The organism is Microbacterium sp. (assembly GCF_003248605.1).
GTDB lineage: Bacteria > Actinomycetota > Actinomycetes > Actinomycetales > Microbacteriaceae > Microbacterium.
Genome location: NZ_QFPF01000075.1, coordinates 1 through 12152 on the forward strand (window position 1 = coordinate 1; position 12152 = coordinate 12152).

Annotated in this window: 11 protein-coding genes and 1 pseudogene; 10 read left to right on the forward strand and 2 right to left on the reverse strand. The window is 68.5% G+C overall.

The window, feature by feature from the left end; all coding sequences use genetic code 11:
- The 5 genes from dnaE to DI573_RS10510 form a co-directional block, all read left to right on the forward strand.
- Positions 1 to 2252: DNA polymerase III subunit alpha (gene dnaE, locus DI573_RS10490; RefSeq protein WP_292813757.1), on the forward strand; the 2252-nt coding region annotated here is incomplete at its 5' end.
- Positions 2253 to 2310: 58 nt separating this feature from the next.
- Positions 2311 to 3366: a hypothetical protein gene (locus DI573_RS10495; RefSeq protein WP_292813759.1), complete on the forward strand. Its 1056-nt coding sequence runs from the start codon at positions 2311 to 2313 to the stop codon at positions 3364 to 3366.
- Between the two features lie 22 nt (positions 3367 to 3388).
- Positions 3389 to 4729, forward strand: a complete 1341-nt coding sequence (hisD, locus tag DI573_RS10500) for a histidinol dehydrogenase (protein WP_292813761.1) — start codon at positions 3389 to 3391, stop codon at positions 4727 to 4729.
- A gap of 21 nt (positions 4730 to 4750) precedes the next feature.
- The gene (gene nrdR, locus DI573_RS10505) at positions 4751 to 5224 is read left to right on the forward strand and encodes a transcriptional regulator NrdR (protein ID WP_292813763.1); all 474 of its coding nucleotides are present in this window, start codon (positions 4751 to 4753) and stop codon (positions 5222 to 5224) included.
- Positions 5225 to 5268: 44 nt separating this feature from the next.
- Positions 5269 to 6294, forward strand: a complete 1026-nt coding sequence (locus DI573_RS10510; protein ID WP_292813765.1) for a quinone-dependent dihydroorotate dehydrogenase — start codon at positions 5269 to 5271, stop codon at positions 6292 to 6294.
- Positions 6295 to 6301: 7 nt separating this feature from the next.
- On the opposite strand, the gene DI573_RS10515 is transcribed toward DI573_RS10510, so the two are convergent.
- Complete coding sequence (locus DI573_RS10515; protein ID WP_292813767.1) at positions 6302 to 6871, reverse strand: DUF3043 domain-containing protein; 570 nt, start codon at positions 6869 to 6871, stop codon at positions 6302 to 6304.
- A gap of 48 nt (positions 6872 to 6919) precedes the next feature.
- Between DI573_RS10515 and DI573_RS10520 the strand changes: the two genes are divergently transcribed.
- From DI573_RS10520 to DI573_RS10540, 5 genes are all read left to right on the forward strand, one after another.
- A complete protein-coding gene (locus DI573_RS10520) occupies positions 6920 to 8341 on the forward strand; it encodes a dipeptidase (protein WP_292813769.1) in 1422 nt (473 codons plus the stop codon).
- A 33-nt stretch (positions 8342 to 8374) separates the two neighbouring features.
- Positions 8375 to 8737, forward strand: a complete 363-nt coding sequence (erpA, locus tag DI573_RS10525; protein WP_292813771.1) for an iron-sulfur cluster insertion protein ErpA — start codon at positions 8375 to 8377, stop codon at positions 8735 to 8737.
- A gap of 122 nt (positions 8738 to 8859) precedes the next feature.
- Positions 8860 to 9750 (forward strand): cytochrome c oxidase subunit II, encoded by an 891-nt coding sequence (coxB, locus tag DI573_RS10530; protein WP_292813773.1) that lies wholly within the window; start codon positions 8860 to 8862, stop codon positions 9748 to 9750.
- A 5-nt stretch (positions 9751 to 9755) separates the two neighbouring features.
- Entirely contained in the window at positions 9756 to 11519 is a 1764-nt protein-coding gene (gene ctaD / locus DI573_RS10535; RefSeq protein ID WP_292813775.1) for a cytochrome c oxidase subunit I, read from the forward strand.
- Positions 11520 to 11954: a cytochrome c oxidase subunit 4 gene (locus DI573_RS10540; protein ID WP_292813777.1), complete on the forward strand. Its 435-nt coding sequence runs from the start codon at positions 11520 to 11522 to the stop codon at positions 11952 to 11954.
- 71 nt (positions 11955 to 12025) lie between these two features.
- On the opposite strand, the pseudogene DI573_RS10545 reads toward DI573_RS10540, so the two are convergent.
- Positions 12026 to 12152, reverse strand: a pseudogene (locus DI573_RS10545) (sulfurtransferase); the annotation flags it as partial.

Consider the following 12152-nt stretch of genomic DNA (forward strand, 5'->3'; position numbering starts at 1 on the left):
GGCGCCGCGGCGAGGTCATCCAGTACGTCACCGAGAAGTACGGCGACGACCGTGTGGCGCAGATCGTCACCTACGGCACCATCAAGGCCAAGCAGGCGCTGAAGGACGCCAGCCGCGTGCTCGGATTCCCCTTCGGCATGGGTGAGAAGCTCACCAAGGCGATGCCGCCGGCCGTCATGGGCAAGGACATGCCGCTGGACGGCATGTTCAACCCCCAGCATCCCCGGTACAAGGAGGCGTCCGAGTTCCGCACGCTCATCGAGACCGACCCCGAGTCGAAGACGGTTTTCGATACGGCGATCGGGCTCGAGAACCTCAAGCGGCAGTGGGGTGTGCACGCCGCCGGCGTGATCATGTCGAGCGAGCCCCTGCTCGACATCATCCCGATCATGAAGCGCGAGCAGGACGGCCAGATCGTCACGCAGTTCGATTACCCCTCCTGCGAGGCGCTCGGACTCATCAAGATGGACTTCCTGGGGTTGCGAAACCTCACGATCATCGACGACGCCCTCGACAACATCAGGGCGAACCGCGGTGAGGACGTCGTCCTCGAAGACCTCACCCTCGACGATCCCGCGGCGTACGAACTGCTCACCCGCGGAGACACGCTCGGCGTCTTCCAGCTCGATGGCGGGCCCATGCGCAGCCTCCTGCGGCTGCTCAAGCCCGACAACTTCGAAGACATCTCGGCCGTCATCGCGCTCTACCGACCGGGGCCCATGGGTGCCAACTCGCACACCAACTACGCTCTGCGCAAGAACGGCCTGCAAGAGATCACGCCGATCCATCCCGAGCTCGAGGAGCCGCTCGCCGAGATCCTCAGCACCAGCTACGGCCTGATCATCTATCAGGAGCAGGTCATGGCGATCGCGCAGAAAGTCGCCGGCTTCAGCCTCGGACAGGCCGACATCCTGCGCCGCGCAATGGGCAAGAAGAAGAAGTCCGAGCTCGACAAGCAGTACGAGGGCTTCCAGTCGGGCATGCACGCGAACGGCTATTCGGATGCTGCCGTGCAGATGCTGTGGGACATCCTGCTGCCCTTCTCGGACTACGCCTTCAACAAGGCCCACTCCGCCGCCTACGGGCTCGTGTCGTATTGGACCGCGTACCTCAAGGCGCACTATCCCGCCGAGTACATGGCGGCTCTGCTGACGAGCGTGGGCGATTCCAAGGACAAGCTCGCGGTCTACCTCAACGAGTGCCGACGCATGGGGATCCGCGTGCTGCCGCCCGATGTCAGCGAGTCGATCCGCTACTTCGCGGCCGTCGAGGACGACATCCGCTTCGGACTCGGCGCGATCCGAAACGTCGGTGCGAACGTCGTCGACGCCATCGTCCAGGTGCGCGGCGAGGGCGGGTTCGACTCCTTCCACGGCTTCCTCGAGAAGGTGCCGATGCAGGTGGCCAACAAGCGCACGATCGAGTCGCTGATCAAGGCCGGCGCCTTCGACTCGACCGGGTCGACACGGCGCGCCCTGCTGGAGATCCACGAGAACGCGATCGATCAGGTCGTCGACGTCAAACGCAACGAGGCGAACGGGCAGTACGGCTTCGACTTCGACAGCCTCCTGGAGGAGTCCGAGAAGGCCGTGGCCAAGGTGCCCGACCGCCCCGAGTGGACCAAGAAGGACAAGCTCGCGTTCGAGCGCGAGATGCTCGGGCTCTACGTGTCCGATCATCCGCTCGCAGGGCTCGAGGTTCCGCTGGCCAAACACGCCTCCACGTCCATCCACGACCTGCTCTCCTCCGACGACCTCAACGACGGCGACCAGGTCACGGTCGCGGGGCTGCTCACGAGCGTCCAGCACCGCGTCGCCAAATCCAGCGGGAATCCCTACGGCATGATCACCGTCGAGGATTTCAACGGCGAGGTGACCGTGATGTTCATGGGCAAGACGTATCAGGAGTTCCAGCCGCTCCTGCAGCCCGATGCGATCCTCGCCGTGCGTGGTCGTGTCTCGCGCCGCGATGACGGCATGAACCTGCACGCGGTGTCCGCGATGGTGCCCGATCTGGGTTCGGTCGATGCATCGGGCGGACTCGACCTGATCGTTCCCGAGCGTCGTGCCACCGAAGCGGTCATCTCGGAGCTCGCCGACGTGCTCAGCCGCCACCGTGGTCCGTCCGAAGTGCGGCTGAAGCTGACGAAGGGCCAGGTCGCGAAGGTTTTCGAGGTGCCGTACCCGGTCACGGTCTCGGCTGATCTGTATGGCGAACTGAAGTCGCTGCTCGGGCCCGGCTGCCTCGGCTGAGGCTCCCGACGGCGGTAAGGTAGCAGGGCGCTCCGGCGCCGATCAGAAGGAGACGACTGTGACCGACGAGAAGCTGCACGAAGAGCCCGCCGACGGTGCGGAATCGCTCGACGAGACGGTGATCCGCGACTCGGAGAAGCGGCCGGACGACGACAGCCAGTACGGCGTCGGCGGATTCACTGTGCGCGAGCTCGCGATCCTCGGAGCCTGGGTGATCGCCTTCGTCGTGTCGTTCTTCTCCTACCTCGATCGGCCGTTCCAGTCCGTGTGGATGGCGGGAATCGACTGGGTGCTCACCATCGGCGTGCCCACGGTCGCGGTGTTCCTCATCGTCCTGCGCCGTTTCTCTCCCGACGGCATCCGCCGTGTCGGATCCCTCGGCATCGACCAGTTCGCGTCCGTCGCCTTCTCGGTGGCCACGGTCGTCTGGCTCACCTACATCTGGAACACCGTCGCGACGGTCGCCGACGGCGGCCCCTGGTACACCTCATGGGTCGTCTGGGTCGAGTTCTTCGCGATGCTGGCGCTGGTGTTCTTCACCGTCGCCGCGCCCTACATCGCCCCCTTCGACGAGGACTTCCGCGGTCGCCCCGAGGCGCCCGCGCACCGCAACGCCCGAGCCGTGCGCCGGGTGGTGGCCCGCCCGCGCCCCGAGCCGGTCGCGCCCGCCGAGCCCGAGACCGCGGCGTACGACGCCGCTCCGCACGAAGATCAGGGCTCCAACCCTTACGCCGCCACGGGGGCGTTCTCGATCAGCGGCGACGGCCGCGTCGAGCCCGCGGATCGGACCGACACCGGAGCGCAGCCCGACTTCGCCGACTCGGATCAGTGGGCGCCGACGCCCGCTTACGCGCGCAGCGGATACGACACCGGGGCGCAGCCGGTGGCCGAGCCGGAGCCCGCTCCCGCGCCCGCCGTCTCGCACCAGCCGTTCTGGGCTCTCGTGCCCGAGCCCCGCGACGTCGTCGACGAACGCACCGGTCAGCCGCTGTTCCGCATCGACGCCACGGCCTGGGCGCTCGTCGTCGTCGACCGCGGATCGAGCTTCCTCGTCCGGCACGAGGACGGCCGGGTCGGCGTGCTCTACGACGTCTCCGGCGTCACGCGCGGCTGACGCCCCGACGTATCCTGGAACGATGCGCACGATCGACCTCCGCGGCACGTCCGCGCGCGATGCCGCCGCCCTGGTTCCGCGGGCGACCGCGGCCCGCGAGAACGCCCTGCGCGTCGCCGGCGACATCGTCACGGACGTGCGCGAGCGCGGCGAGGCGGCGCTGCGCGAGCAGGCCGAGCGCTTCGACGGCGTGAGCGGTCACCCCCTCCGGGTGCCCCGTGCACAGATCGACGCGGCGGTCGCGGATCTCGATCCGGACGTGCGCGCGGCTCTCGAAGAGGCCATCGTGCGTGTCCGTCGCGCCTCCGCGGCGCAGGTCCCCCCGCCCTCGGTCACCGAGCTCGCTCCCGGCGCACGGGTCACCCAGCGCTGGCAGCCCGTCCGTCGCGCGGGGGTATATGTGCCCGGCGGCAAGGCCGTGTACCCCTCGAGCGTCGTCATGAACGTCGTGCCCGCCCAGGTCGCCGGTGTCGAGGGTGTCGCCCTCGCCTCGCCGCCGCAGCGACCGGACGGCGGCGTGCACCCCACGATCCTCGCCGCGGCGGGTCTGCTCGGCGTCGACGAGGTCTACGCGATCGGGGGAGCGGGGGCGATCGCCGCCCTCGCCTACGGGGTGCCCGAGATCGCCCTCGAAGCAGTGGATGTCGTCACCGGCCCGGGCAACAACTTCGTCGCGGCGGCCAAGCGGCATGTCGCGGGCGTCGTCGGCACGGACTCAGAGGCGGGGGCGACCGAGATTCTCGTCATCGCCGATGCCGACGCCGATCCGCGCCTGGTCGCCGCCGATCTCGTCAGTCAGGCCGAGCACGACGAACAGGCGGGTGCGGTGCTCGTCACCGATTCGCCCGACCTCGCCCGCGCCGTCGAGGTCACGGTAGGCGAGCTCGCCGCCCGGACCCGTCATGCCGACCGCGTGCGGCAGGCGCTCTCGGGCACGCAGTCCGCGATCGTGCTCGTCGACGACCTCGCGTCGGCGGCGGCGTTCAGCAACGCGTACGCTCCGGAGCACCTCGAGGTGCTCACCGCCGAACCGGAGGCGCTTCTGCCCGCCCTGACCAACGCGGGCGCCATCTTCGTCGGCGAGAACTCCCCGGTGAGCCTCGGCGACTACCTGGCGGGCAGCAACCACGTGCTGCCCACCGGCGGACAGGCGCGGTACGCGGCCGGCCTCGGGGCCCACACCTTCGTCCGGCCACAGCAGGTCATCTCCTACGACCGCGCCGCGCTGTCGGCGGTCGCCGACGCGATCGTCGCCCTCGCGGAGGCGGAGGCCCTGCCCGCCCACGGCGAGGCGGTGACCGCCCGGTTCACCGCGGCGCCCGCATCCGCCCGCCCGGTGGCTACGGCAGCATCCGCCGACTGACACCGACCCGCCGAGAGAGCCATGCACTGCCCGTTCTGCCGCCACGCCGATTCACGCGTCATCGACTCGCGCACGAGTGACGACGGTCTCTCGATCCGTCGCCGACGGCAGTGCCCCGAGTGCGGTGGACGTTTCTCCACGATCGAGACGGCGAGCCTCAACGTGATCAAGCGTTCGGGCGTCATCGAGCCGTTCAGCCGCGAGAAGGTCATGTCGGGAGTGCGCAAGGCCTGTCAGGGGCGGCCCGTCACCGAGGCCGATCTGGCGATGCTCGCGCAGAGCGTCGAGGAGGCCGTTCGTCAGACCGGGTCCTCCCAGATCGACGCCAACGACATAGGCCTGGCAATCCTCGGCCCGCTGCGCGAACTCGACGAGATCGCCTATCTGCGGTTCGCGAGCGTCTATCAGGCCTTCGAGACCCTCGACGACTTCGAGTCCGCGATCGGCGAGCTGCGCGCCGATCACGAGCGCCCGCGCCGACCGGCATCGGAGTGACGCGCCGGGGCCGGGGCGCCCCGACCCGGTAATCTGGGCGAGCCATGTATCGCGCCCTCTTCACGCACGTCCTCTCGCGTCTCGATCCCGAAACCGCCCACCATCTCGCGATGGGTGTGATCCGCGTCCTGGGCGAGCGGCCGTTCGCGTGGGCCGCGCGCGCCGTCACCAGGCCCGCACCCGGCACGGGTGTGCAGGCCCTCGGGCTCGACTTCCCGACGCCGTTCGGCGTCGCCGCCGGATTCGACAAGGACGCGGTCGGTGCGCTCGGCCTCGGGGCGCTCGGATTCGGGCACGTCGAGGTGGGGACCGTCACGGCGCTGCCGCAGCTCGGCAATCCGCGCCCCCGGCTGTTCCGGCTCATCCCCGATCGCGCCGTCGTCAACCGGATGGGTTTCAACAACCGGGGGGCGGATGCTGCGGCCCGCCGCCTGCGGCGCCTGCGGCGTCGCGGCGACCGGCCGATCATCGGCGTCAACATCGGCAAGAGCCGGGTGGCCGAGGTCGAGCAGGCGGCCGAGGACTACGTGCGCAGCGCGACGCTGCTCGCCCCGCTGGCGGATTACCTCGCCGTCAACGTCTCGTCGCCGAACACCCCCGGGCTGCGCACCCTTCAGGCGGTCGAGACCCTCGCTCCGCTGCTCACGGCGGTGAAGGTCGCGGCCGGATCGACGCCACTGCTTGTGAAGATCGCCCCCGACCTGCCGGATGAGGAGGTCGAGGCGATCGCGCGGCTGGCCGTGGACCTCGGGCTTGCGGGGATCATCGCGACGAACACGACGATCTCCCGCGGCGGCCTCCTGACCGATGCCGCGCTCGTCGAGGCGGCGGGAGTCGGGGGACTGTCCGGGGCGCCCCTGCGCGCACGGTCGCTGGCGGTCCTGCGCCTCATCCGCGGTGTTGTTCCGGCCGATTTCTGCGTGATCTCCGTCGGCGGTGTCGAGACGGCGACCGACGTGCGTGAGCGCCTCGCCGCGGGCGCGACGCTCGTCCAGGGGTACACGGCGTTCCTGTACCGGGGGCCGCTGTGGGCCCGTCAGATCAATCGGGGACTGGCGCTCGCCCGCTGATCAGCGCTCAGACGACCTTCGTGCCCCGACGCACCTGCGGCTTGGGCAGGCGCAGGAACCGCATCTGCATCGAGCGCATGGCGGCGTACCACCCCGTCCCTCGCTCGAGCTTGCTCTCGCCGAACTTGCGGCGCACGGCGCGCTTGGCGCGCACGGATGTGAGCACCATGTCGAGGATCACGAGCAGGATGAAGCCCCACAGGGCGACGAACGAGTAGAACTGCACGACGGGGATGTTGATGAAGGTGAGCAGGATCACCACGATCATCGCAGGCATGACGAACTCGGCAAGATGCCAGCCGCCGTCGACGTAGTCACGCACGAAGCGGCGCTGCGGGCCCTTGTCCCGCACGGGCAGGTACTTCTCATCTCCCTGTGCCATGCCGGCGCGCGCCTGCTCGCGTTTGGCCTGCAGCTCTGCGCGGGCGCGCTGTTTGGCCTCCTTCGTGTCGGGCACGAGCGGGCGACGTCGCACCGCCTCCTGCTCGGCACGGGTGGGCGTGGGGCGGCCTTTGCCCGATCCCGCCGGGCTGGCCTGCTCGTCGCTGGGCAGCGGTGCTGCGGGTGTCTTGGCCACGATGAGTCCTTGTGATGTCGGAGGGAGGGTCGTCTTAAGATTACCCGCATGACTTCTGCGGTGCCCCTGCCCTCCTCGAACATCCGCGCACTCGTCGAAGACGGCATCCCCACCGCCCTCGCCGACCTCGGCGCCCTCGTGCGCATTCCCGGCATCGCGTGGCCGGCCTTCGATCAGTCGCAGCTCGAGCGCAGCGCCGACGCGGTCGCCGCCCTTGCCGAGGGCACGGGCGTCTTCGATGAGGTGCGCGTGCTCCGTGCGGCGGTGCCCGGCACCGACGAACTCGGCCAGCCGGCGGTGCTCGCCACGCGCGCTGCCCGGCCGGGCAGGCCCACGGTGCTTCTCTACGCCCACCACGACGTGCAGCCGCCCGGCGCCGACGAGCTCTGGGATTCGCCGCCCTTCGAGCCGACGGTGCGCGGGGGCCGCCTGTACGGCCGCGGGGCCGCGGACGACAAGGCGGGGATCATGACGCACATCGCGGCGATCCGGGCGCTGCGCGCGGACGCCGACGCCGCGGGGGAGGACCTCGGTCTCGGGCTCGTCCTCTTCGTCGAGGGGGAGGAGGAGTACGGCTCACGCTCGTTCGCGCAGTTCCTCTCCGACAACCGCGACGCGCTGCGCGCCGACGCGATCGTCGTCGCCGACTCCGGCAACTGGGATTCCGACACTCCCGCGCTCACGGTGTCGCTGCGCGGCAACGCCCGCTTCACGCTGAGGGTGCGTACGTTGGCGCACGCCTCCCACTCCGGGATGTTCGGCGGCGCCGTCCCCGATGCCGTCACGGCTCTCGTGAAGCTGCTCGCGACGCTCTGGGACCACGAGGGCGCCGTGGCGGTGGAGGGGATGCGCTCACGCGACGCCGCGACGCCGCCCTACACCGAGCAGACCCTGCGCGAGGAGGCGGGCCTGCTGCCGGGTGTCTCGCCCATCGGCCGCGGAGAGATCCTCTCCCGCATCTGGAACCAGCCCTCGATCACCGTGACCGGCATCGACCACACCACGGTCGCCGCCGCCTCGAACACCCTCGCACCCGAGGTGTCCGTCGTGGTCAGCGCGCGCGTGGCGCCGGGTCAGCCCGCAGCAGAGGCTTTCGCGGCGCTCGAGGCGCACCTGCGTGCCCGCGCTCCCTTCGGGGCCGAGCTGACCTTCACGGATATCGACCTCGGCGACGGGTTCCTCGTCGACACCTCGGGATGGGCGGTGGGCGCGGTGCGCGCGGCCTTCGCCGAGGGGTACGGCGTCGACCCCGTCGATGTGGGCGTGGGGGGCAGCATCCCCTTCATCGCCGACCTGGTGCGCGAGTTCCCCGACGCGCAGATCCTCGTGACGGGGGTCGAGGATCCGCACTCCCGCGCGCACAGTCCCAACGAGTCGTTGCACCTCGACACGTTCCGGCACGCCATCCTCAGCGAGGCGCTGCTGCTTCGGGCCGCGAACGACCGTGAAGCGCAGGCGCCGTCGGCGTGACGCGCGGGTAGACTCTCGGCAAGGAGGACTGCCATGACCGACACCACGATCATTCCCACCGAGGCTCCCGCCCACGGCGTCAAGCTCACGACGGAGGCCGCGACCAAGGTCAAGAGCCTGCTCGCGCAGGAGGGACGTGACGATCTTCGTCTCCGCGTCGCCGTCCAGCCCGGCGGCTGCTCGGGCCTGATCTACCAGCTCTACTTCGACGAGCGCCAGCTCGACGGCGACGAGACGGTCGACTTCGACGGCGTCGAGGTCATCGTCGACAACATGAGCGTGCCGTATCTCGACGGCGCGTCGATCGACTTCAAGGACACGATCTCGGAGCAGGGGTTCACCATCGACAACCCCAATGCCGCCGGCAGCTGCGCCTGCGGCGACAGCTTCCACTGAGCCCTTCAGAGCGCTCAGCAGACGCCCACTCCGACGCGTGTCGGGCTGGGCGTCTGGCCTGAGTCGGGTGTGAATTGCCCTAGACTGACGAGAGTCACAACCGCGACCCGGAAAGGTGCACCGTGCGCTCCAAACGCCGCCTTCGCTGGGCCGCTATCCCCGTCGGGATCGCGGCAGCCGGCATCCTCGCAGGATGCACGCAGACGGAGCTCAACGGGTTCCTTCCCGGCTTCGAGGGTGAAGACACACCCGCCACGAACCACACCGAGATGATCTCCGGTCTGTGGGTCAACTCGTGGATCGTGCTTCTCGCCGTGGGTGTGGTGACCTGGGGTCTGATGCTGTGGGCGATGATCGTCTACCGCCGCCGCAAGGGCCAGAGCGGGCTGCCCGTGCAGCTGCGCTACAACATGCCGATCGAGATCTTCTACACGCTCGTGCCGCTGATCCTCGTCGGCGGATTCTTCGCCTTCACTGCGCGCGACCAGGCGATCCTCGAGACGCAGTACGAAGACCCGGACGTGTCGATCGTCGCGATCGGCAAGCAGTGGGCGTGGGACTTCCAGTACAACGGCGATGACGAGGACGGCTCCGACGCCGTCTGGACGATGGGCGTCCAGGCCGTTCCCGCCGCCAACGGCGACGTCGATCAGGCCGCTTTGCCCACCCTCGTGCTCCCGGTCGATCAGACCGTCCAGATCGAACTGCAGTCGCGCGATGTCATCCACTCGTTCTGGGTCATCGACTTCCTCTACAAGAAGGACATGTACCCCGGCCGCGACAACTTCTGGTCGTTCACGCCGACCCGTGAGGGCACCTTCGCGGGCAAGTGCGCGGAGCTGTGTGGCGAATACCACTCGGCGATGCTCTTCAACGTCGAGGTCGTGAGCGCCGACGAGTACGAGGACTACCTCGACTCTCTCCGCGACGCGGGTCAGGTCGGCGACATCACCGACGACTACGACCGCAACACCAACCTGCCCGGTACCGGGGCGGCGTCCGAGGAAGGCTGACACAGATGGCCACGACACTTCCCCTCCAGGAGCACTCGCCCTCGCGTGCCACCACGATCCCGCCGCGTCAGGCGGCCCTGCTCAGTCGCTCCCGCGTCGAGCAGAAGGGCAACATCGTCGTCAAGTGGATCACCTCCACCGACCACAAGACGATCGGGTACATGTACCTGATCGCCTCGGTGCTGTTCTTCCTCCTCGGTGGCGTGATGGCCCTCATCATCCGCGCCGAGCTCTTCGCGCCGGGCATGCAGGTCATCCCGACGAAGGAGCAGTACAACCAGCTGTTCACGATGCACGGCACGATCATGCTGCTCATGTTCGCGACGCCCCTCTTCGCGGGCTTCGCCAACGTCATGATGCCGCTGCAGATCGGCGCCCCCGATGTGGCCTTCCCACGTCTGAACGCCTTCGCGTTCTGGCTGTTCCTGTTCGGATCGACCATCGCGGTCTCCGGCTTCCTCACCCCGCAGGGCGCGGCATCCTTCGGCTGGTTCGCGTATCAACCGCTCGCGAACGCCTCGTTCTCGCCGGGAGCCGGCGGCAATCTATGGATGCTGGGCCTCGGTATGAGCGGTTTCGGCACCATCCTCGGTGCGGTCAACTTCATCACGACGATCATCACGATGCGCGCTCCCGGCATGACGATGTGGCGCATGCCCATCTTCACCTGGAACACCCTCGTGACGAGCCTGCTCATCCTGATGGCATTCCCCGTCCTCGCGGCCGCGATCTTCGCCGCCGCCGCGGACCGCGTGCTCGGTGCGCACATCTACGATCCCGCGAACGGCGGCGTGCTGCTCTGGCAGCACCTGTTCTGGTTCTTCGGTCACCCCGAGGTGTACATCATCGCCCTGCCGTTCTTCGGCATCGTGTCCGAGATCTTCCCGGTCTTCAGCCGCAAGCCGATCTTCGGCTACAAGACGCTCGTGTACGCGACCATCGCGATCGCGGCGCTGTCCGTCGCGGTCTGGGCGCACCACATGTACGTCACCGGTGCGGTTCTGCTTCCCTTCTTCGCACTCATGACGATGCTGATCGCGGTTCCGACGGGTGTGAAGATCTTCAACTGGATCGGCACGCTCTGGCGAGGATCCGTGACGTTCGAGACCCCGATGGTGTTTGCGCTCGGGTTCCTCATCTCGTTCGTCTTCGGAGGGCTCACGGGCGTCATCCTCGCGTCGCCGCCGCTGGACTTCGCGCTGTCCGACTCCTATTTCGTCGTGGCGCACTTCCACTACGTGGTCTTCGGAACCGTGGTGTTCGCGATGTTCGCGGGCTTCTACTTCTGGTGGCCCAAGTGGACCGGTCGCATGCTCAACGAGCGCCTCGGCTACGTGCACTTCTGGCTGCTGTTCATCGGCTTCCACATGACCTTCCTCATCCAGCACTGGCTGGGCGTCGACGGCATGGTCCGGCGCTACGCGGACTACGCCGAGGCCGACGGCTGGACCTGGCAGAATCAGTTCTCCACGATCGGATCGATGGTGCTCGCCGCGTCGATGCTGCCCTTCCTCCTGAACGTGTGGATCACCGCGCGCAAGGCGCCGAAGGTCACGGTCAACGACCCGTGGGGGTACGGAGCTTCGCTGGAGTGGGCCACCTCGTGCCCGCCGCCGCGACACAACTTCACCTCGATCCCGCGGATCCGCAGTGAGCGTCCCGCGTTCGATCTCAATCACCCCGAGGCAGGCCTGCCCGTCGGCGTGGGTCCCGCGAAGGACGCACCCGATGCCCCGGTTGTCGACCTTGCCCAGGGAGGGGTGAAGTAAGTGCGCTCCAACGTCGTCCTCTGGTGGATCCTGGCCGCGTTCTTCGGTCTCGTCGCCGTGGTCTACACGGCCTGGAACATCGTCGCGCACCCCAACGTGGCGTGGTACAACGGCATCGAGTGGGTCGGTTCCGTGGCCCTGCTGTTCGTCACCATCATGGCCGCGTTCATCGCGTGGTATCTCGATCGGGTGCACAAAGCTCAGGGCGGCGAACTGCCCGAGGATGTGCTAACGGCCGACATCGATGACGGAGACCCCGAGCTCGGCCACTTCAGCCCGTGGTCGTGGTGGCCGATCGTGCTTGCTTTCGCGGCCGGCGTTGCGCTGGTCGGACTGGCGGTGGGTACCTGGATGGTGCCGATAGGCTTCGCGATCTTCCTCGTCGCGATCGTCGGCTGGGTTTACGAGTACTACCGCGGGTATTTCGCGCACTGAGTGCGCACTCGCGACGTTCGAATGCGGCGCCTCCCGTGTGGGAGGCGCCGCACTTCACGTGAGCAGGCCGATCAGGAGCGGACGACCATCACCTGCGGGTCGAAGGTGCGGGGAAGGGGACCCTCGTCGTTCTCCGTCGGTTGCCCTTCGCGCACCCAGTATTCGTAGCCGCCGATCATCTCGCGTACGGGCAGCCCG

Excerpts from the sequence above, each read along its gene's own strand:
- erpA (WP_292813771.1), top strand. The coding sequence starts at position 8,375 with ATGACCGACACCACGATCATTCCCACCGAGGCTCCCGCCCACGGCGTC.
- DI573_RS10520 (WP_292813769.1), top strand. The coding sequence starts at position 6,920 with ATGACTTCTGCGGTGCCCCTGCCCTCCTCGAACATCCGCGCACTCGTC.
- hisD (WP_292813761.1), top strand. The coding sequence starts at position 3,389 with ATGCGCACGATCGACCTCCGCGGCACGTCCGCGCGCGATGCCGCCGCC.
- ctaD (WP_292813775.1), top strand. The coding sequence starts at position 9,756 with ATGGCCACGACACTTCCCCTCCAGGAGCACTCGCCCTCGCGTGCCACC.
- nrdR (WP_292813763.1), top strand. The coding sequence starts at position 4,751 with ATGCACTGCCCGTTCTGCCGCCACGCCGATTCACGCGTCATCGACTCG.
- DI573_RS10510 (WP_292813765.1), top strand. The coding sequence starts at position 5,269 with ATGTATCGCGCCCTCTTCACGCACGTCCTCTCGCGTCTCGATCCCGAA.